This window comes from Sodalis sp. RH16 (assembly GCF_047324245.1).
Lineage (GTDB): Bacteria > Pseudomonadota > Gammaproteobacteria > Enterobacterales > Enterobacteriaceae > Acerihabitans > Acerihabitans ligni.
The window spans coordinates 3,176,991-3,196,230 of the sequence record NZ_CP178737.1; the positions used below are offsets into that span (position 1 = coordinate 3,176,991).

The 19,240-nt window shown below is 55.2% G+C and carries 18 protein-coding genes and 1 other RNA gene; 9 read left to right on the plus strand and 10 right to left on the minus strand.

What is annotated here, in order from left to right:
* Positions 1 to 12 precede the first annotated feature (12 nt).
* Positions 13 to 327 (minus strand): MGMT family protein, encoded by a 315-nt coding sequence (locus ACL2XJ_RS14585; protein WP_413723642.1) that lies wholly within the window; start codon positions 325 to 327, stop codon positions 13 to 15.
* A gap of 198 nt (positions 328 to 525) precedes the next feature.
* On the opposite strand from ACL2XJ_RS14585, the gene ffs reads away from it, so the two are divergent.
* Positions 526 to 622: signal recognition particle sRNA small type (gene ffs / locus ACL2XJ_RS14590), an RNA gene on the plus strand.
* Between the two features lie 575 nt (positions 623 to 1,197).
* Here ffs and ACL2XJ_RS14595 read toward each other — a convergent pair.
* The 6 genes from ACL2XJ_RS14595 to ACL2XJ_RS14620 form a co-directional block, all read right to left on the minus strand.
* Positions 1,198 to 1,401 carry an HHA domain-containing protein gene (locus ACL2XJ_RS14595; RefSeq protein WP_132922918.1) on the minus strand — a complete coding sequence of 68 codons (204 nt, stop codon included), beginning with the start codon at positions 1,399 to 1,401 and terminating at the stop codon, positions 1,198 to 1,200.
* A gap of 46 nt (positions 1,402 to 1,447) precedes the next feature.
* Positions 1,448 to 1,807, minus strand: a complete 360-nt coding sequence (tomB, locus tag ACL2XJ_RS14600; RefSeq protein ID WP_132922917.1) for an Hha toxicity modulator TomB — start codon at positions 1,805 to 1,807, stop codon at positions 1,448 to 1,450.
* A gap of 643 nt (positions 1,808 to 2,450) precedes the next feature.
* Complete coding sequence (gene ykgO, locus ACL2XJ_RS14605) at positions 2,451 to 2,591, minus strand: type B 50S ribosomal protein L36 (RefSeq protein WP_132922916.1); 141 nt, start codon at positions 2,589 to 2,591, stop codon at positions 2,451 to 2,453.
* Between the two features lie 15 nt (positions 2,592 to 2,606).
* The gene (locus ACL2XJ_RS14610) at positions 2,607 to 2,867 is read right to left on the minus strand and encodes a type B 50S ribosomal protein L31 (protein WP_413723643.1); all 261 of its coding nucleotides are present in this window, start codon (positions 2,865 to 2,867) and stop codon (positions 2,607 to 2,609) included.
* Positions 2,868 to 2,987: 120 nt separating this feature from the next.
* Positions 2,988 to 6,128, minus strand: coding sequence for an efflux RND transporter permease subunit (locus tag ACL2XJ_RS14615; RefSeq protein WP_413723644.1), 3,141 nt, complete (start codon positions 6,126 to 6,128; stop codon positions 2,988 to 2,990).
* 18 nt (positions 6,129 to 6,146) lie between these two features.
* Positions 6,147 to 7,343 carry an efflux RND transporter periplasmic adaptor subunit gene (locus tag ACL2XJ_RS14620; RefSeq protein ID WP_132922913.1) on the minus strand — a complete coding sequence of 399 codons (1,197 nt, stop codon included), beginning with the start codon at positions 7,341 to 7,343 and terminating at the stop codon, positions 6,147 to 6,149.
* Positions 7,344 to 7,493: 150 nt separating this feature from the next.
* Between ACL2XJ_RS14620 and acrR the strand changes: the two genes are divergently transcribed.
* On the plus strand, positions 7,494 to 8,141 hold the full coding sequence (acrR, locus tag ACL2XJ_RS14625; protein ID WP_132922912.1) for a multidrug efflux transporter transcriptional repressor AcrR: 648 nt from the start codon (positions 7,494 to 7,496) through the stop codon (positions 8,139 to 8,141).
* On the opposite strand, the gene rsmS is transcribed toward acrR, so the two are convergent.
* The gene (gene rsmS, locus ACL2XJ_RS14630) at positions 8,133 to 8,297 is read right to left on the minus strand and encodes a pleiotropic regulatory protein RsmS (protein ID WP_132922911.1); all 165 of its coding nucleotides are present in this window, start codon (positions 8,295 to 8,297) and stop codon (positions 8,133 to 8,135) included. The two genes, acrR and rsmS, sit on opposite strands and share 9 nt — an antisense overlap.
* Positions 8,298 to 8,419: 122 nt before the next feature.
* On the minus strand, positions 8,420 to 8,962 hold the full coding sequence (gene priC / locus ACL2XJ_RS14635) for a primosomal replication protein PriC (protein WP_132922910.1): 543 nt from the start codon (positions 8,960 to 8,962) through the stop codon (positions 8,420 to 8,422).
* Between the two features lie 359 nt (positions 8,963 to 9,321).
* Between priC and apt the strand changes: the two genes are divergently transcribed.
* The 7 genes from apt to hemH all read left to right on the plus strand — a co-directional run bounded on the left by apt (position 9,322) and on the right by hemH (position 17,356).
* Positions 9,322 to 9,873: an adenine phosphoribosyltransferase gene (apt, locus tag ACL2XJ_RS14640; RefSeq protein ID WP_413723645.1), complete on the plus strand. Its 552-nt coding sequence runs from the start codon at positions 9,322 to 9,324 to the stop codon at positions 9,871 to 9,873.
* A gap of 132 nt (positions 9,874 to 10,005) precedes the next feature.
* On the plus strand, positions 10,006 to 12,225 hold the full coding sequence (gene dnaX, locus ACL2XJ_RS14645) for a DNA polymerase III subunit gamma/tau (protein WP_413723646.1): 2,220 nt from the start codon (positions 10,006 to 10,008) through the stop codon (positions 12,223 to 12,225).
* Positions 12,226 to 12,282: 57 nt separating this feature from the next.
* Positions 12,283 to 12,612, plus strand: coding sequence for a YbaB/EbfC family nucleoid-associated protein (locus tag ACL2XJ_RS14650; protein ID WP_132922907.1), 330 nt, complete (start codon positions 12,283 to 12,285; stop codon positions 12,610 to 12,612).
* Complete coding sequence (gene recR / locus ACL2XJ_RS14655; protein ID WP_413723647.1) at positions 12,612 to 13,217, plus strand: recombination mediator RecR; 606 nt, start codon at positions 12,612 to 12,614, stop codon at positions 13,215 to 13,217. Before ACL2XJ_RS14650 ends, recR begins: the two co-directional genes overlap by 1 nt.
* 168 nt (positions 13,218 to 13,385) lie before the next feature.
* Positions 13,386 to 15,308, plus strand: coding sequence for a molecular chaperone HtpG (htpG, locus tag ACL2XJ_RS14660; RefSeq protein WP_413723648.1), 1,923 nt, complete (start codon positions 13,386 to 13,388; stop codon positions 15,306 to 15,308).
* A 249-nt stretch (positions 15,309 to 15,557) separates the two neighbouring features.
* Positions 15,558 to 16,202 (plus strand): adenylate kinase, encoded by a 645-nt coding sequence (adk, locus tag ACL2XJ_RS14665; protein ID WP_203522383.1) that lies wholly within the window; start codon positions 15,558 to 15,560, stop codon positions 16,200 to 16,202.
* 185 nt (positions 16,203 to 16,387) lie between these two features.
* A complete protein-coding gene (gene hemH, locus ACL2XJ_RS14670) occupies positions 16,388 to 17,356 on the plus strand; it encodes a ferrochelatase (protein WP_413723649.1) in 969 nt (322 codons plus the stop codon).
* A gap of 22 nt (positions 17,357 to 17,378) precedes the next feature.
* On the opposite strand, the gene ybaL is transcribed toward hemH, so the two are convergent.
* Positions 17,379 to 19,088 carry a YbaL family putative K(+) efflux transporter gene (ybaL, locus tag ACL2XJ_RS14675; RefSeq protein ID WP_413723650.1) on the minus strand — a complete coding sequence of 570 codons (1,710 nt, stop codon included), beginning with the start codon at positions 19,086 to 19,088 and terminating at the stop codon, positions 17,379 to 17,381.
* Between the last annotated feature and the right edge of the window lie 152 nt (positions 19,089 to 19,240).

The window sequence follows — 19,240 nt, forward strand, 5'->3', positions numbered from 1 at the left end:
ACGCCTGTCGACTTACCACTGCCAGCGGTAACGTTCAAGACTGACGTTACCCTGATCGTTGATTTCTATACCTTCGGCTTCCAGCGCCGCTTTTTGGCGGTGGAAGCCTTCTCCGGGCAGCGAAATACCGCCATGTCTATTGAGCACACGGTGCCAGGGCAGGGCTGTGCCCTCAGGCAGGCGGCTCAGGATACCGCCAACCTGCCTGGCGGCGCGTGGCGAGCCGGCCAGCAGGGCTACCTCGCCATAGGTGGTAATGCTGCCGGCCGGAATGGCGGCAATAATCTGGAAGACGCGCTGACGAAAGGAATCTGTTGGTTCATCCATATACGCTGCAGCCAAAGCCAAAATAGAGCGGTCCATGTTGGCACAAAAGGCGCCGGCGTGGAAGGCGCCCTGGTCGGACGGCGGTATCCGGAGAATTCGGCGAAGAAAGCAGCGCTTAAATGCTATCGGCTTGCAATTGATGGGGGCATCATCGATAATGCCCCGCGCCTTAGAAATTAAGGCCGTCAATGGAGGCTCTGTTGGTGCTCCCGCAACATTAACTTGTGAACTCGGTCAGGTCCGGAAGGAAGCAGCCGTAGCAAGCGTCGTGTGTGCCGGGATGTCGCTGGCGGAGCCTCCACCCATTTGAATCCGCTTTGACTGATTATTCGCTGTGAAACAATATGGCGACTTATTCCTGTGATCATCTCGTAAAGAGGTCGATGCTAAACAAGAATGTAATCTGCATGTTTATAGCATCCTAATACATTTTATCCCGGAAAGTGCCTGGATGATTCCTGGTGTCTATTGATATTAATGAATTATCACAAAGTTCGAACGTGGCGACAAAGTCTTAGTCTGTACATTATCACCCCATTCCTTATTAGTCTTGGGCGAAATAGGATGTTTTGGATATATTGATTCTTGAATTTTTTCGGCTGATATTCCTTCCGCCAAACGCGCATTAAAATTAACCACTGGCAAATCCCGTTTGTACCATGCTTGCTGCTGGGAAAGATTTGAACGATGTTACTTTTTAGGCGAGCGTCCTTTGAACTAGGGATGTGAAACGGGTTTTCATATAGATTAGCAGCGATTCAAACCACAAAAAACAACACTTTTTATAAGGTTGATGATGTATGCACGATGACCATTTATATAGATGAGGATATATAATAATGTTAATACTTAGTAGCAAATGGTAGGCATTTATCGAACATACTTCCAGACAGATACCGGAACTTTATCATAGAGCTTATCCATCGTCAGCTCAGCCAGGCGATGGTCCGCTGCGGAGTTGAATATCTCAAGCTCATCGTCGGACAGTTCGTATTTGTTCTTTTCAATCACGCGTTCCAATGTCTCAAGGGTTCTGCATTTGCGTAGACGCATTAAATAGTCGATTTTTTTCATGATGGCCTTAGATGTTGAGTAGAATGTTAAAATATCATTTACTGTTTCAAGAAATACAAAGCTCAGTCTCTGAGAATGTTCCGAATAAGCGGGAGCGGCTGGTACGCCATCTCTGAACATCCAAGTTGTTGATACCACTGCTGCTGAATAGCGTAAACGTATCATCCAGGAAAGATTCAACATGATCGGTGAGATCGCTTTCATTATGGTATTTAAGCTTGAAGCTCACCATATAAGAAGCAATATGATCAATTAATTCATTCATCTGCAGATTTATGGCGGAAGCGGGATCATTAACCCACCCATGGTAACTATCACCGAGGCTGGCAATGCCTTCATCATAAAGAGTAGCACAAAGGAATTTTAGTTGCGCAATATCATGTCTTTTGGGTGAATACTCGTCCATATCAGCCCTCCTACCTTCGACAAATTACCGTCATCTTTAAAATCGACCGAGATTGAGCTGCTTCTTATCCGTGCCGATACTTGCGCTCTATTTAAAGATAGAAGATTTGAGCAGTATAGCACAATCAGCTTACATTAACTTACTGTTCCGTGCTCGTGCAATTTATATCGCAGCCACTACCATTGCCCATGCACAGACCGGGTTAACAGCAAGATACCATCATCACAGTTAGGAAGTGAGTAGTAATACATATCGAAAACAAATTGAAGGATACCGGTGAAAGTCATTGCCGTTGCCGAGTGGCCGCCAGATAAAGACTCATTTCTAGTAGAGCATCCTACACGATATTTATTATTACCATTTCTTGCTGCATTAAACACCCTTTATTGACGAAAAAATTATGACAACACGTTGCAAATCGGTCTTAATCGCTTAATTTACATAACACTTTGACCGGATAGCGTCAGATACACATCACAAGGACCGCTCCAGGCAACTGTGCCTGAGGCGAATATCATCGCGGCTGTCGAAGTGGCTGCCTAGACTCTATATAGGGATGGCGTCGGTGTATTTCAACAATAACCGGCAATAAAAAAGGGCCCCGAACGGATGGCCCTGATAAAAACGACGAACGTGCCCTGGACTATTTTTTCCTGCTGCCGCCCTGGACGGCTTTAAAGCGAGGATTGGATTTACAGATAACATAGATACGGCCGCGACGGCGTACTACCTTGCAATCCTTGTGGCGGGTTTTCGCCGAACGTAACGAACTCAATACCTGCATGGCGAGGCTCTTCCCTTATGACGGCTCTTTACTGAAAAAACGACCAAAACGCTGGTTAAAGCGCGCCGTGCTGCCTTCTTTATCCACAATTCTCTGTTTGCCCGTGTAGTACGGATGCGATTCGGATGAGACCTCAACCGTCACGTAGGGATAGGTTTTCCCGTCCAGTTCAAGTGTGCGGTCGGTTTTTATGGTGGAGCCGATTTTGAAATAGGTATCAGCACTGGTGTCATGGAATACCACGGTGCGATAGTCCGGATGTATGGCAGGTTTCATAAATCACCTCATATGTTATGTTATATCATAACTATTATGCACGCTTTTCACCCCAAGTCAAACCGACAAAAAAAGCCGCTTGCGCGGCCTTGGTTAACACTTAATCATGGTAAGGATTGTCTACACCGGCCGATCAGGATGGTTTTCATTTTCGGACCGGTTGCCAAAGCGGCGGCGAACCACCACAAAGAACACCGGTACAAAGAAGATCGCCAGCAGGGTAGCGGTGATCATCCCGCCCATAACGCCGGTACCCACCGCGTTTTGCGCGCCCGAACCGGCACCGGTACTGATGGCCAGCGGCAATACGCCGAGGATAAAGGCCAGGGACGTCATCAGAATCGGGCGTAGCCGCATACGCACCGCCTCCAATGTCGCCTCCACCAATCCTTTGCCTTCTTTATCCATCAAATCCTTGGCGAATTCCACGATAAGGATAGCGTTCTTCGCCGACAGGCCGATGGTCGTCAGCAGGCCCACCTGGAAGTACACGTCGTTGGTCAGCCCGCGCAGGGAGGCGGCTATCAACGCGCCCACCACCCCAAGGGGAACCACCAGCATGACCGCGAACGGAATTGACCAGCTTTCGTACAATGCCGCCAGGCAGAGGAATACCACAATCAATGAAATAGCGTACAGCGCCGGCGCCTGGTTACCGGACAGGCGTTCCTGATAGGACATGCCGGTCCAGCTGTAGCTTATGCCGGCAGGCAGTTTTGCCGCTAATTGTTCCATCATCTCCATGGCTTCACCGGTACTTCTACCCGGTACCGCTTCCCCCTGTATTTCCATAGAGGGCAGGCCGTTGTAGCGTTCCAGACGCGGCGAACCGTATTGCCAATGACTGGTGGTCACCGCCGACAACGGCACCATCTGGCCATCGGAACCGCGCACGAACCAATTACCGATATCCGTCGGCAGCATACGGAACGGAGCATCGCCCTGGACATAGACCTGTTTGACACGGCCGCGGTCAACGAAGTTGTTGACGTAGCTACTGCCTAGCGCCGCGCCGATGGTGGTATTCAGGTCCGAGAGGGTGACTCCCAGCGCCTGCGCTTTTTCCTGATCCACGTCAAGCTTGAACTGCGGCGTATCTTCCAGTCCGTTGGGCCGGACCCCCGCCAGCAGATCCGGATGCTGGGCGACCATGCCCAACAACTGGTTACGCGCTTCGGTCAGCTTCTCGTGGCCCAGACCGTTGTTATCGATCAATTCGAAATCGAAACCAGTGGCGTTACCCAGTTCGATGATCGCCGGCAGGTTGAACGAGAGCGCGATACCGTCCTTGATTTTGGCGAAAGCGGCATTGGCGCGGCCGAGTATGGCCGGAACCTTATTGTCGCTGCCGCCGCGCTCGCTCCAGTCCTTGAGGCTGGCAAACGCCAGGCCGTTGTTTTGTCCACGGCCGGAGAAACCAAAGCCGCTGACGGTAAATACCGAATTGACGTTGTTTTTCTCGTCGTGCATAAAGTGATAGGCAACCTGGTCGAGCACATTCTGCGTGCGCTCCTGGGTCGCCCCCACCGGCAACTGCACCATGGTCAGGAACACCCCCTGATCTTCCTCGGGCAGAAACGACGTGGGCAGACGGATAAACAGCAGGGCCATGCCCACCACTATCAACAGGTAGATAATCAGATAGCGGCCGGTACTGTTGAGGATATGGCCGATACTGTCGGTATAGTGATGAGTGCTTTGACTGAATCTTTTATTGAACCAGCCGAAGAAACCGGTATTGATGCCGTGATCGCCTTTTGCTATCGGCTTCAACAGCGTGGAGCACAGGGCCGGCGTCAGAATCATCGCCACCAGCACCGACAAGATCATGGCGGAAACGATAGTGATGGAGAACTGACGGTAGATGGCGCCGGTGGCGCCGCCGAAAAATGCCATGGGTACGAATACCGCCGACAGCACCAGTGCGATGCCCACCAGGGCGCCCTGGATTTGCGTCATGGACTTGCGGGTGGCGTCCTTGGGGCTCAGGCCCTCTTCAGCCATCACCCGCTCGACGTTCTCCACCACCACGATGGCGTCGTCCACCAATAACCCGATGGCCAGCACCATAGCGAACATGGTCAAGGTATTGATGGAGTATCCGAAGGCATTCAAAATGGCAAAGGTCCCCAACAACACCACCGGCACCGCGATGGTGGGGATGAGGGTCGCGCGGAAGTTTTGCAGGAAAAGATACATCACCAGGAATACCAGGATGATCGCTTCCACCAGGGTCTTGACCACTTCCTGAATGGAGATTTTCACGAACGGCGTGGTATCGTAGGGATAGACCACCTTCAATCCGGCGGGGAAGTTCTTTTCAAGCTCTCCCAGTTCGGCTTTTACCGCCGCGGCGGTATCCAGGGCATTGGCGCCGGTGGCCAGCTGTATACCCAGGCCGGAAGCCGGACGACCGTTGAATTTCGCGACAACGTTATAGTTTTGCCCGCCCAGCTCTATCTTCGCCACATCCCGCAAACGCACCTGGGAACCGTCGGGATTCACTTTCAGCAGGATGTTGCCGAATTCCTTGACGCTGGTGAGCTGGGTCTGCACGATGATGGAGGCGTTCAACTGCTGGCCCTGGATGGCCGGCATTCCACCCAACTGGCCGGCGGCGATCTGGCTATTCTGTACCGTCAGCGCATTGATGACATCCACCGGGGTCAGCTGGTAATTATTCAGTTTATTCGGGTCCATCCACACGCGCATGGCGTACAACGAACCGAACAACTGGAAATTCCCTACGCCTTGGGTTCGGCTGATGGGGTCCTGGATATGCGACCCCACATAATCCGAGATATCCTGCTGCGTCATGTTGGGGTCATCGCTGATAAACCCTGCCACCATCAAAAAGCTGGAACTGGATTTCTGGATTCTCACCCCTTGCTGCTGTACTTCCTGCGGCAACAGCGGCATCGCCAGCTGCAGTTTGTTCTGCGTCTGCACCTGGGCGATATCCGGGTTGACGCCGGAATCGAACGTGAGGGTAATCTGCACCGTACCGGATGAGTCGCTGTTAGACGACATATACAGCAGATGGTCGATACCGTTCATGTTCTGTTCGATAACCTGGGTTACGGTATTTTGTGCCGTTGTGGCATCGGCGCCAGGATAGGTGGCGGTGATCTGGATTGCCGGCGGCGCAATGGCAGGATATTGCTCAATAGGCAGCTTTAAGATCGATAAAGCGCCCCCGAGCATAATGATAATGGCAATCACCCATGCGAAAATGGGGCGATCTATAAAAAACTTGGCCATGTGGTTTACCCGTTCCTATTAAGACTTGCTGGCATTTTCAGGCTGCGGTTGTCCCGGTTTTTGTTCGTCTGTCGTTGCCTCTTTTGCTGTCACCTGCGCGCCCGGTCTGACTTTTTGCAGCCCGGTGACGATGACGCGATCGCCTTCCTGCAAACCGGCGGTCACCAGCCATTTATCGCCAATCGCCTGCGGCGCGGTGATTTGACGTAGGGCGACTTTATTGTCCGGGCCGACTACCATGGCGGTGGCATTGCCGCGCGGGTCATGGGTAATGCCTTGTTGCGGCACCAATAGCGCGCTGTCGTTTACCCCTTCATCCAGGCGGGCACGGACAAACATGCCGGGCAGCAGGGTAAGCTGCGGATTGGGGAATATGGCGCGCAGGGTAATGGACCCGGTGGTTTCATCCACGGTGACGTCTGAAAATTCCAGCGTACCGCTTTGTGCGTAAACGCTGCCGTCTTCCATCAGGAGACGCACGGTGGCCTTACCGTTTTGCTGCTTCAGCGTGCCGTTGGCCAGTTCCTGCTTCAACCGCGAATAGTCATTGCTCGACTGGGTGACATCCACATACATGGGATCCAACTGCTGCACGGTAGCCATGGCGGTAGTTTGGGCATTGGTGACCAACGCGCCTTCGGTATAGGCGGATTTACCGATACGGCCGCTGATGGGGGAGGTGACGCGGGTATAGGCCAGGTTGATGCGGGCGGACTCAAGGGTGGCTTTGGCCGCTACCACTGCGGCATCGTCCTGACGCATGGTGGCCACTGCCGTATCATAATCCTGCTTGCTGACAAAATTGGTGGGGAGCAGTTTTTGATACCGGTTGACGGTAACCTTGGCGATAGCCGCGTTTGCCTGCGCTTGCGCCAGGGCGCCGTTGGCGTTGTCATAGGCGGCCTGGTAAGTCGCCGGGTCGATTTGATAAAGCGATGCTCCGGCCTGCACGTCGCTGCCTTCGACAAAATTCCGCTTCAAGATGATACCGTTGACCTGAGGGCGGACTTCGGCAACACGGAAGGCGTTGGTACGGCCGGGTAGATCGGTTGTGACATTCAATGATTGTTTTTTTACCGTCACTACACTCACTTCCGGGGCCTGTTGCTGATTACCTGCCTGTTTAGCATCCTTATTGTCACATCCAACAAGAATAAAGCTGCCTGAAAGCATCAGAACGGCTGCCAGAGGCAAAATCCCTCTGTTTTTGATCATAGTAAACCTCAAGAGTCCGATTTTAAAAAATTTAAAGTTGATCAACTGATCACAAGCCTGCAAACCTATTGCTGCGTAACAATTAGCCTTATGCTATGTTACATACATTCGCGAATGTATGTAAATCTAAAGACCTCCAAAAAAAGCGCCATGGCACGAAAAACCAAACTACAGGCTCTGGAAACCCGGCAACACATTTTAGACGCCGCTGTCCATGAATTCTCCCGTCGCGGCGTCTCGGTTACGTCGTTAACCGATATCGCGACGGTGGCGGGGGTGACCCGTGGTGCTATTTATTGGCATTTCAAGAATAAAGTCGAGTTATTTAATGAGATTTGGCATAACGCCGAATCAAAGATTCATGCGTTGGAGCTTGAGTATCAGGCAAAATTTCCCGATGATCCACTCCATGTGCTCACAGAGACATTGATTTACATTCTGGAGTCCACCGTTTCCAATACAGAATGGCGCGCGCTGATGGAAATTGTATTTCATAAATGTGAATTTGTCGGCGAAATGGCCCTGTTCCAGGACGTGCGCAAAGGATTGTATGCCGAATGCTACGAACGGATCGAAGAAGTTCTCAAGCGGTGTATTGCCTGCGGACAATTGCCGGAGGATTTACACTGTCGCCGCGCCGCGATTATGCTGCGGGCCTATATGACCGGCCTGATGGAGAACTGGCTGTTCGTGCCGGGAACCTTCGACCTGCAGGGGGGCTCACGGGTTCTGGTCGCCGTGTTGATCGATATGCTGCGGCTTAGCCCCAGCCTGCGCCACGCGGCGGCGTCAGCATAGAGGGTTCTCTTCCTGCCGCCGGTGCTTTAGCTGATAGTCTTTTTTGACTATTTCCAGCGCCGCCAGGACCAGCTCCGGTTCCACATCATTGCTTTCCAACAGCATGATCAAATCGACCGCTAATTTAACCTCTGGGGACTCATCTTCAAGCGCCACCGGTCTCTCCCGCAAGCTTTGCCAAGCTGGATAAAAAAGAGAGTATAGATGAGATTGATAGCATGCCAAATAGTAAGCGTATCATTAATGATGACCATCCCGTCCGAGGCCCAGCCCCAAGCTCAACCGATACTTCCCCCGTTTTCACGGCGCTCAATCAGTTTTTCAATTCGCGTCAACGCCTGCCGGCAACGGGTGAGACGGCCTTCCAGGGCGGCGATTTCCTGTTGTAACTGATGTTGGCGGCCTCTATCGCCGCAGTTTTGCCGCAGGCTTTCCCGGTCACGGATAAGCGTCATCAACCGGCGTTCGTAATCCTGATGTTCCGCCAGCTTTACATAATCATCCACCGGCGCGGCAACCGGCGCCTGCCGGCGGCGTAAATCCAGGGTGGCCAGTTCCCGCGCCAGGGCGGTCATTTGATCCAGTAGCCGTTGGGCCAGCCAGGCGACCTGCTCGGTTCGTCCCTGTTGCGCCGTCTCGGTCAGGTGCTGCAGCGTCAGCCTGCATTCGGCCAGGTAATCCGCCAGTCCTGTGCCGCGGCTTTGAAATAGCTTATGATCAAAGCGAGACTGGGCTGCGTCATTATGGCCGGTGGCCTCGATGCGGGTGGCCAGTGCATTGAGCTTTTCGCTTAACGCATTGATAAATTTAAGTGACTGCACGCCGCTTACCTGTTGTTGATTACCCATTTACCTCAATACGCAATAATAACGCGCTCGCGCCGGTCATGCACGGTGTTAACAGCAAATCCCAGTAAGGGAAATGTTTTCAATGTAATGTAATTAAAGGCCAAGAGTGGCAGAATTACTTTGACCGCCGTGTTCCGTCCGGGTTGATGTGAAACAATAAAAGACCAGATGGCGGTGCACCGGTATTGCAATTTTTTGCCGGTTTGCATAAATTTGAGCGCTTTCGTGCGCGGTATTTCCCGCCAGTCCATGATAGCCTGAGCATTACTGTCGGCGGGCTGGTTTATATGTCCGCGCGGATTGTGATTTCAAAAGTTTCAGGCGCATATATTATGACCGCGATGGACCTACAGCTAGAACGTATAAAAAATAGTATCAAAACAATCCCCGATTACCCTAAACCAGGCATTTTTTTTCGGGATATCACCAGCCTTCTGGAGCAGCCCGAGGCTTATGCCGCCAGTATTCGGCTGCTGGCCGATCGCTACCGGGACAAAGGGCTGACCAAAGTCGTCGGCACGGAGGCCCGCGGGTTCCTGTTCGGCGCTCCGGTGGCGCTGGCGCTGGGGTTGGGTTTTGTACCGGTCCGCAAGCCCGGCAAGCTTCCCCGCGAGACGCTGAGCGAAAGCTATGCGCTTGAGTACGGCGTGGATATGCTGGAAATCCATCAGGACGCTATCAAGCCGGGGGATAAAGTGCTGGTGGTGGATGATTTGCTGGCCACCGGCGGCACCATCGAGGCGACGGTTAAACTCATCCGCCGGCTGGGCGGCGAGGTCCATGACGCGGCGTTTGTGATTAACCTGGCGGATCTCGGCGGCGAAGAGCGTCTTAAACGCATGGCGGTAGAGAGTTACAGTCTGGTGGTTTTCCCCGGCCACTGATTCATTTACCCATCATCTTTCACGTTACAGCCGACACAGCTGTAACGTGAAAGATGATGGGTATATCAGCCTCGCGCTTCGGTGTGGGGCTGTGTTAGCATGGCCTCCTGTTCACCGACTTTTTCGCGACCCATGAGCTATCAGGTTCTTGCCCGTAAATGGCGTCCGCAGACGTTTTCAGATGTTGTAGGTCAGGAACATGTTCTGACGGCGCTCACCAACGGCCTTTCACTGGGCAGGATTCATCATGCGTATTTATTATCCGGCACCCGGGGGGTCGGCAAGACCACTATTGCCCGTTTGCTGGCGAAGGGGCTGAATTGCGAAACCGGGATTACTGCCACGCCGTGCGGCGTTTGCGATAACTGCCGAGAGATTGAACAGGGACGATTCGTCGATCTTATCGAGATTGACGCGGCCTCACGCACCAAGGTGGAAGATACCCGCGATCTGCTGGATAATGTGCAATATGCTCCCGCCCGGGGCCGCTTTAAAGTCTATCTTATAGACGAAGTCCACATGCTGTCGCGGCACAGCTTCAACGCGCTGCTGAAAACGCTGGAAGAGCCGCCGTCCCACGTGAAGTTTCTTTTGGCCACCACCGACCCGCAAAAGCTGCCGGTGACCATATTATCCCGCTGCCTGCAGTTTCATCTAAAGGCGCTGGACATCGTACAGATTCGCGATCAGCTCGATCGTATCCTCCAGCGGGAGGGTCTCGGCAGCGAGCCGCGGGCGCTCCAGCTTTTGGCCCGGGCCGCCGACGGCAGCATGCGCGATGCGCTGAGTTTGACCGATCAGGCCATCGCCATGGGCGGGGGGCAGGTGACCACCCGGACGGTCAGCGATATGCTGGGCACCCTGAATACCGAGCAGCCCCTGGCGCTGATAGAGGCGCTGGTGAAGGCGGACGGCAGCGCCATGATGGCGCAGCTGGCCCAGTGCGCCTCCCGCGGGGTTGACTGGGAAACGCTGCTGGTGGAAATGCTGACGCTGTTGCATCGCGTTGCCATGGGGCAGCTTTTGCCGGATGCCCTGTCGGATGAAGACGATGCCGTTATCCTGTCAAGATTGCGTGAGCTGGCGCGGCTGATCCCCCCCGCCGATTTGCAGCTTTATTACCAAACGCTGCTGGTGGGACGTAAAGAGCTGCCCTTCGCGCCCGATCGGCGGATGGGCGTTGAAATGACACTGCTGCGCGCACTGGCATTTCATCCCCGTCACCAGGCGTTTTCGCCGCCGGCGGAGCACTCTTCGGGCGATACATCGGCGAACCTGGATTATGGCGCTGACGAAACCGCTCCGGCAAACGCCGGACCAGAAGAACGCGCTCTTCCGAGCCCTATCCACCCTCGACCGGCGGAACGACAGGGCACGATTCTCCCGCCGCGTTCGGGTAGGAACGAAACCAGCGCGCCGGCACAGTCGCATACAGGCGCACAGGATGCGCCGGCTTCCTCGTTGCCCCCTACGAATCCCAATGCTGTTTACCCGGCGCCAAGTTCTCGGGCCGAGGGTGATGCCGACTCGGCGGCCATGTTTGGGCCGGCGGAGCCGGACGCCGCCGCCGGGCCGGCTCCTGGGCCCGGAGCCGGCGATGAAGATCTTCCCGCGGCGGCTGATTTGCCAAAGAACACCGCCCAGCTACTGCAGGCCCGCACCGCGCTGATGCAACGCAGTGAGAGCCGCAAGCCAAAAAAAGCTGAACCGGCTTTGACGCCGGAGCGCCAGAAACCGGCGAACAGCGCATTGGAGCGTTTGGCGTCGGTCACTGAACAGGCCCAACAGCGTCAGCTCGGCGGACAAAAGGGACCTAAAGCGGACCAAGACGCCAAGCCGGAGGCCTACCGCTGGCGGGCCAGCGTTCAATCCGAGCCGGACGAACCGGTTACTACGCCAAAGGCGTTGCGTAACGCCCTCGAACATGAAAAAACGCCGGAGCTGGCCGCCCGGCTGGCGGCGGAATCGATGGAGCGCGATCCGTGGGCGGCGTTGGTGGACCGGCTGGCTCTGCCCAAGCTGGTGCAGCAGCTGGCGTTAAACGCCTTTCGGGAAGATTTGGCGCCGGGCAAGGTGTGTTTGCATCTGCGGTCGGGCCAGCAGCATTTGAATTCCGACATGGCCCAGGGCGCCATTGCCGAGGCCTTGAGCACAGAACTGGGCGCACCGGTTGAATTAAGCGTGGTGACGGACGATAATCCGGCGGTGCGTACGCCTCTGGAATGGCGGCAAGCTATCTATGAAGAAAAATTGATGCAGGCGCGTCAGGCAATTATCGAAGATAATAACATCCAGACGCTTCGGCGTTTTTTTGACGCCGAATTGGATGAAGACAGCATCCGTCCTGTTTAACCGCCGCACCGTCGGCATGACTACCGCGCTGCGGTTAGCTACGAGAGAGAGAAGATTATGTTTGGTAAAGGCGGCATGGGCAACCTGATGAAGCAGGCCCAGCAAATGCAGGAAAGAATGCAGAAAATGCAGGAAGAGATCGCCCAGCTGGAAGTGACCGGTGAATCCGGCGCCGGTCTGGTTAAGGTGACCATCAACGGCGCCCATAACTGCCGCCGGGTGGAAGTGGATCCCAGCCTGCTGGAGGACGACAAGGATATGCTGGAGGACCTGATCGCGGCGGCGTTTAACGATGCGGCCCGGCGCATCGCCGAGACGCAGAAGGAAAAAATGGCCTCTGTCTCCAGCGGCATGCAGCTTCCTCCCGGTTTTAAAATGCCGTTCTGATGCAAACCAGCCCATTGCTTGAAGCGTTAATGGAAGCGTTGCGTTGCCTGCCGGGGGTGGGACCGAAATCGGCGCAGCGCATGGTTTTTCATTTATTGCAACGGGATCGCGGCGGCGGCATGCGGCTGGCGCAGTCCTTGACCCGCGCCATGGCGGAAATCGGCCAGTGCGCCGACTGCCGGACGTTTACCGAGCAGGATATCTGCACCATCTGCGCCAATCCGCGCCGTGCGCAGAGCCGGCAAATTTGCGTGGTGGAAAGTCCCGCGGATATTCACGCCATTGAACAGACCGGCCAATATGCCGGCCGCTATTTTGTGCTGATGGGGCATTTATCCCCGCTGGACGGTATCGGTCCGGAGGATATCGGCCTCGGCCGGCTGCAGGAGCGGCTGGCGGTTGAAAACATCGCTGAAGTGATACTTGCCACCAATCCCACGGTGGAGGGGGAGGCCACCGCCAACTATATCGCCGAGATGTGCGCCCATCACAATGTACTGGCTAGTCGTATCGCCCACGGCGTGCCCATGGGCGGCGAGTTGGAAATGGTTGACGGTACAACCCTTTCACACTCCCTGGCGGGCCGCCAACCCATCAAATTTTAAGGCCGGGGCGGGGATTTTCCCCGCGCGTGCCGGCCTCTTCCTCGTTGAATCCGCCAACAATTTTCATTTTTTTGCCTTGAAATTCCTCTGAACCACCCCCATTTGTTCTTCATCGTTGTACGCAAACCCGCCTGACTGACAGCTATTTGGATTGAGGTAAGTATAAGTATGAAAGGACAAGAAACTCGCGGATTCCAATCTGAAGTAAAACAACTACTTCAGTTAATGATCCACTCACTTTATTCCAATAAAGAAATCTTTATACGCGAACTGATCTCTAACGCCTCGGATGCGGCGGATAAGCTTCGTTTTCGCGCATTGTCGCAGCCCGAGCTCTATGAAGGCGACGGCGAACTTCGAGTCCGCCTGTCGTGCGATAAAGAGAAACGTACGCTGACCCTGAGTGATAACGGCATCGGCATGCGTCGGGACGAGGTTATCGACAACCTGGGCACCATCGCTAAATCCGGCACCAAGGCCTTTCTTGAGTCCATGGGGTCGGATCAGGTGAAGGACAGCCAGTTAATCGGCCAGTTCGGCGTCGGCTTCTATTCCGCCTTTATCGTGGCGGATAAAGTGACCGTGCGCACCCGCGCCGCCGGTGCTCCCGCCGAGGAAGGCGTGTTCTGGGAATCCGCCGGTGAAGGGGATTACACCATTGCCGATATCACCAAACCTGAACGCGGCACTGAAATCACGCTGCATATGCGCGAGGGCGAGGATGAATTCCTGGATGACTGGCGTTTGCGCAGCATCATCAGCAAATATTCCGACCATATCGCCCTGCCGGTGGAAATAGAAACCCGCAGCAAGCCGGAGAAAGAAGGGGACGCGGAGGATCAAGACGCGCAAGCCGCCGATGACGCCGCCGAAACCATTAGCTGGGAGAAGATCAATAAAGCCCAGGCGCTGTGGACCCGCAGCAAGGGCGAGATAAGCGACGAAGAATACAAGGAATTCTACAAACACCTTTCCCATGATTACAGCGATCCGCTTATCTGGAGCCATAACCGGGTGGAGGGGAAGCAGGAATATACCAGCCTGCTGTATATTCCCGCCCAGGCCCCCTGGGATATGTGGAATCGCGATCATAAGCATGGCCTGAAGCTGTATGTGCAGCGGGTCTTTATCATGGACGATGCCGAGCAGTTCATGCCGAATTATCTGCGATTCGTGAAGGGCCTGATTGATTCCAACGATCTGCCGCTGAACATCTCCCGAGAAATCCTGCAAGATAACCGCGTAACGCAAAACCTGAAAAGCGCCCTCACCAAACGCGCGCTGCAAATGCTGGAAAAGCTGGCCAAGGACGATCCGGAAAACTATCAGAAATTCTGGGAACAGTTCGGCCTGGTGCTGAAAGAAGGTCCGGGGGAAGATACCGGCAATGGGGAAAGCATCGCCAAGCTGCTTCGTTTTGCCTCTACCCATACCGACAGCTCTGCGCAAACCGTCTCGCTGCAGGACTATCTGGGCCGGATGGTGGAAGGCCAGGAAAAAATCTATTACCTCACCGCCGACAGCTATGCCGCCGCCAAGAGCAGTCCGCACCTGGAACTGCTGCGTAAAAAAGGCATCGAGGTGCTGCTGCTGTCCGATCGTATTGATGAATGGATGATGAGCTACCTGACGGAATTCGAGGGCAAGCCGTTCCAATCCATCAGTAAAACCGATGCGACGCTGGATAAACTGGCGGATGAAGAGACGCCGGAAGAGCGCAAAGACGCCGATAAAGCGCTGGAACCTTTTGTCAGCCGGGTGAAGACCCTGCTGGGAGATCGGGTCAAGGACGTGCGCCTGACCCACCGTCTCACCGATACCCCGGCCATCGTGACCACCGATGCCAACGACATGACCACCCAGATGGCGAAGCTGTTTGCCTCCGCCGGGCAGAAAGCCCCGGAAATCAAATATATATTTGAACTCAATCCGGAGCATGCGCTGGTCAAGCGTGCGGCTGATATCAATGATGAAAGCCATTTCGGTGAATGGATCGATCTGTTGCTGGATCAGGCGCTGCTGGCGGAGCGCGGCACGCTGGACGACCCGAACCAGTTTATCCGCCGCATGAATCAGCTGCTGGCCAAATAAGCCGTTGGGGGGGTGGGTAAAAGCCTTGCCCCGACCGAACGTTTTGTCAACAAGCTCAGGCCGGGCTTGCCCGGCCTATAATATGGACATTCACGTCGTTTTTTTACCCCCCCGTACCGGGCAAGATTCCTAAAGCGGCATAAAACCGCTTCTCCCAGCCGCCATGCCTTGAGGAACGCTATACACTAGTGGTAAGGTTTAGCGTTTTCTCACTTTTTTACATTTAAGATTAGCAAGGGGATTTACGCAATGCGTATCATTCTGCTGGGCGCTCCAGGCGCCGGTAAAGGCACTCAGGCGCAGTTTATTATGGAAAAGTACGGTATTCCGCAGATTTCAACCGGCGATATGCTGCGCGCTGCGGTGAAAGCGCAATCCGAACTGGGGAAAAAAGCCAAGGAAATCATGGATGCCGGCAAGCTGGTGACCGATGAATTAGTCATTGCGTTAGTGAAAGAACGGATTAAACAGGACGATTGCCGTAACGGATTCCTGCTGGACGGTTTCCCCCGCACCATTCCCCAGGCGGATGCCATGAAGGACGCCGGCATCAGCGTGGACTATGTGCTGGAATTCGCCGTACCGGACAGCCTGATTATCGAACGCATCGTCGGCCGCCGCGTGCACACCCCTTCCGGCCGTGTTTACCACGTCAAGTTCAACCCGCCGAAGGAAGAAGGCAAGGATGACGTCACCGGCGAGCCGCTCACCAGCCGTAAAGACGATCAGGAAGAAACCGTGCGCAAGCGTCTGGTGGAGTATCACCAGCAGACCGCGCCACTGATTGATTACTACCGTCAGGAAGCCGATGCCGGCAATACCCGCTATTTCAAAATCGACGGTACCCGGAAAGTCGCTGAAATCAGCGGCGAACTGGCAAAGATCCTCGGTTAAAAACCCACGCTCAAGTCGGGCGGGCCTTTGGCTCGGCCCGCCACCTATTGCAACAATTGATAATCTTAGCCCGGATCATAAACACCCGCGCCGGTTTTTCGGCTACACTGTTTTATCGAAACCGCCGGGCTATTCCCATTGTATTACAGGATGTTGGCGGCTAAACCTTAACTGGAGATAAGGTCATGGAGCAGGAAAAAAACGCCGTCCTGATGGTTAATCTGGGCACTCCCGAGGCACCCACGCCCCAGGCGGTAAAACGATATCTGGCCGAGTTCCTCAGCGATCGGCGGGTAGTGGATACCCCGCGTCTTCTTTGGTGGCCGCTGCTGCACGGCGTGATACTGCCCTTTCGTTCCCCCCGGGTGGCGAAGCTGTATAACAGCGTCTGGATGGAAGAGGGGTCGCCGCTCATGGTGTATTGCAAGCGTCAGCAGGCGGCGCTGGCGGCCGCCTTGCCCGATACCAGGGTGGAATTGGCCATGAGCTATGGCCGGCCCACGCTGCCGTCCGCCATTGAGCGCCTGTTGGCCGCGGGGGTAACCAACCTGACAATCCTGCCGCTGTATCCGCAATATTCCAGTTCCACCAGCGCCGCCATCTGGGATGCCGTAGCCCGCATTTTAACCGGCTACCGCCGTTTGCCCGCGATCCGCTTTATTCGCGATTACGCCGAGCATCCCGCCTATATCGCGGCGCTGAAGCAGAGCATTGAAGCTTCTTTCGCCCGGCTCGGACGCCCGGACCGGCTGGTTATCTCTTTCCACGGCATTCCCCAGCGCTATGCGCGTGAGGGGGATGACTATCCGCAGCGCTGCGAGGATACCCGCCGGGCTCTGGTGGCCGCGCTGGATTTTCCCCCGGAGCGGGTCATGATGACCTTCCAGTCCCGTTTCGGCCGCGATCCCTGGCTGATGCCGTTTACCGATCACAGTCTGCGGGATTTACCGGCACAGGGGGTGAAACATGTGCAGGTGATCTGTCCGGGCTTTTCGTCGGACTGTTTGGAAACCCTGGAAGAGATTAATGTCCAGAATCGGGAAATCTTCACTCATGCCGGCGGTGAAACGTTCCATTATATTCCGGCCCTGAATGATAACCCCTCGCAGATTGCGCTGTTTCGGCAATTGGTGAGTGAACCAACGGACAAATAAGCCGCCCTTCGGCATCACGCCGTTAAAACGGCAGCGAACGCTGCCCCGGTACGCTGTCATCCGTCTGGGGTACCAGGGAGGTCTCAAGCTGCAGCAGGGAAATCATGCTATTGGCAATCTCCCGCTCACCCATGACCACCTGCGTTGCGCCGCGTTCGGTAATATAGGTCACTTCCTCATCATAATGTGCGCGGGCGACAATGTGCAGATCCGGCCGCTTGGCTCGGGCCATGGCGACAATTTGTCCGGCTTCAAAGCCGTTGGGAATCGTCAATAGCAGCCAGTGGGCGCAATCCAGGCGCGCCAGCGAAAGAATCTCCGCCTTGGCGGCATTGCCCATGACCACATTAATCCCTTGCTCGCGCAGGGCGTCCACCCGGGGGCGGGCGTTCTCAACCACCACCATCGGCATGCCTGCCTGTGCCAGTTTGGCGCCGATAAGGCTACCCACCCGGCCATATCCCACCAGCAGCACGTGATGGCAGATTTCCATGGGGGACTGGGGCTCTTCCCCCGGCTTTTGTTCCGCATATTGTTCTTCATCGGTCGCATCCCGGGCCAGATAGCGCTCCAGCACGGCAAACATCAGCGGATTAGTCATGATGGATAAAATCGCCCCCGCCAGCACCAGATTTTGCCCTTCCTGGGTCAGCATGCCCAGGGCGATGCCCAGTCCGGCGAGAATAAAGGCGAATTCGCCGATTTGCGCCAGGCTGACGGAAATCGTCAGCGCGGTGCGGGTGGAGAGGCCGAACAGCTTCACCAGAGCGAAAGCAGCCGCCGATTTACCCAACAGGATAATGGCCAGCGTCGCCAGCACCGCTCCCGGTTCGTTGATAACGATGAGCGGGTCGAACAGCATGCCCACCGACACAAAAAACAGCACTGCGAAGGCATCCCGCAGAGGCAGGGTATCTTGGGCGGCGCGGTGGCTCAGTTCTGATTCGCTAAGCACCACGCCGGCGAAAAATGCCCCCAGGGCAAACGAAACGTCAAACAGCTTCACCGCGCCGAAAGCGATACCCAGGGCCATGGCCAGCACCGAAAGGGTAAACAGCTCCCGCGAGCCGGTACTGGCGCTTTTGGCCAGGACCCAGGGTACTACCCGGCGGCCCACCACAATCATCAAGGTGATAAACGCCACCACCTTGCCGATGGTAATGGCCAGGTCTTGCCACGACAGCGCGCTGCCGCCTGCGTCGCTGCCCAGCATATTGCCGTACGCCGGCAGTAATACCAGCGTCAGCACCATCACCAGATCTTCCACAATCAGCCAGCCGATGGCGATTTGTCCGCGCCGGCTATCGATGAGCTGCCGCTCCTCCAGCGCCCGCAGCAATACCACGGTGCTGGCGGTGGACAGGCACAGACCGAACACCAGGCCGTTGACCGGCGTCCAGTCCATCAACGTGGAAAAAAGCATGCCCAGCAGGGTGGCTACGCCGATTTGGGCAATGGCGCCGGGGATGGCGATGGATTTTACCGCCATCAGATCCTTGAAGGAGAAATGCAGCCCCACCCCGAACATCAGCAATATCACCCCCAGTTCTGCCAGTTCCGTCGCCAGGGAGGTGTCGGCGACGAAACCCGGCGTATGGGGACCCACGAGAACCCCGGCGGCGAGATAGCCCACCAGGGGGGAGATGCGAAAACGACTGGCAAGGATGCCCAGCAAAAAAGCCAGGACCAGGCCTCCGACAATGGTATTGATGAGTGGTGTGGCATGATGCATCCCGACTCCTTGCCAAGAGGCGTTAGAAACAAAAACTTACATATTGAGTTTATGGCAAAGCCGGGGAGTTTGGGTAGGAATTTATGGCAAGACGGCAAAAAAAAAGCTTTTACCGGGAAAAGGCTGTAAAGGTGTATTTCTTCCGATTTTAT

What these genes read in the sequence shown, in the direction of transcription:
- acrR (WP_132922912.1), top strand. Translation starts at nt 7,494, where the DNA reads ATGGCACGAAAAACCAAACTACAGGCTCTGGAAACCCGGCAACACATT.
- ACL2XJ_RS14620 (WP_132922913.1), bottom strand. Translation starts at nt 7,343, where the DNA reads ATGATCAAAAACAGAGGGATTTTGCCTCTGGCAGCCGTTCTGATGCTT.
- ACL2XJ_RS14650 (WP_132922907.1), top strand. Translation starts at nt 12,283, where the DNA reads ATGTTTGGTAAAGGCGGCATGGGCAACCTGATGAAGCAGGCCCAGCAA.
- ybaL (WP_413723650.1), bottom strand. Translation starts at nt 19,088, where the DNA reads ATGCATCATGCCACACCACTCATCAATACCATTGTCGGAGGCCTGGTC.
- ACL2XJ_RS14585 (WP_413723642.1), bottom strand. Translation starts at nt 327, where the DNA reads ATGGATGAACCAACAGATTCCTTTCGTCAGCGCGTCTTCCAGATTATT.
- ACL2XJ_RS14595 (WP_132922918.1), bottom strand. Translation starts at nt 1,401, where the DNA reads ATGAAAAAAATCGACTATTTAATGCGTCTACGCAAATGCAGAACCCTT.
- ACL2XJ_RS14610 (WP_413723643.1), bottom strand. Translation starts at nt 2,867, where the DNA reads ATGAAACCTGCCATACATCCGGACTATCGCACCGTGGTATTCCATGAC.
- recR (WP_413723647.1), top strand. Translation starts at nt 12,612, where the DNA reads ATGCAAACCAGCCCATTGCTTGAAGCGTTAATGGAAGCGTTGCGTTGC.
- adk (WP_203522383.1), top strand. Translation starts at nt 15,558, where the DNA reads ATGCGTATCATTCTGCTGGGCGCTCCAGGCGCCGGTAAAGGCACTCAG.
- hemH (WP_413723649.1), top strand. Translation starts at nt 16,388, where the DNA reads ATGGAGCAGGAAAAAAACGCCGTCCTGATGGTTAATCTGGGCACTCCC.
- ACL2XJ_RS14615 (WP_413723644.1), bottom strand. Translation starts at nt 6,128, where the DNA reads ATGGCCAAGTTTTTTATAGATCGCCCCATTTTCGCATGGGTGATTGCC.
- htpG (WP_413723648.1), top strand. Translation starts at nt 13,386, where the DNA reads ATGAAAGGACAAGAAACTCGCGGATTCCAATCTGAAGTAAAACAACTA.
- ykgO (WP_132922916.1), bottom strand. Translation starts at nt 2,591, where the DNA reads ATGCAGGTATTGAGTTCGTTACGTTCGGCGAAAACCCGCCACAAGGAT.
- dnaX (WP_413723646.1), top strand. Translation starts at nt 10,006, where the DNA reads ATGAGCTATCAGGTTCTTGCCCGTAAATGGCGTCCGCAGACGTTTTCA.
- tomB (WP_132922917.1), bottom strand. Translation starts at nt 1,807, where the DNA reads ATGGACGAGTATTCACCCAAAAGACATGATATTGCGCAACTAAAATTC.
- apt (WP_413723645.1), top strand. Translation starts at nt 9,322, where the DNA reads ATGACCGCGATGGACCTACAGCTAGAACGTATAAAAAATAGTATCAAA.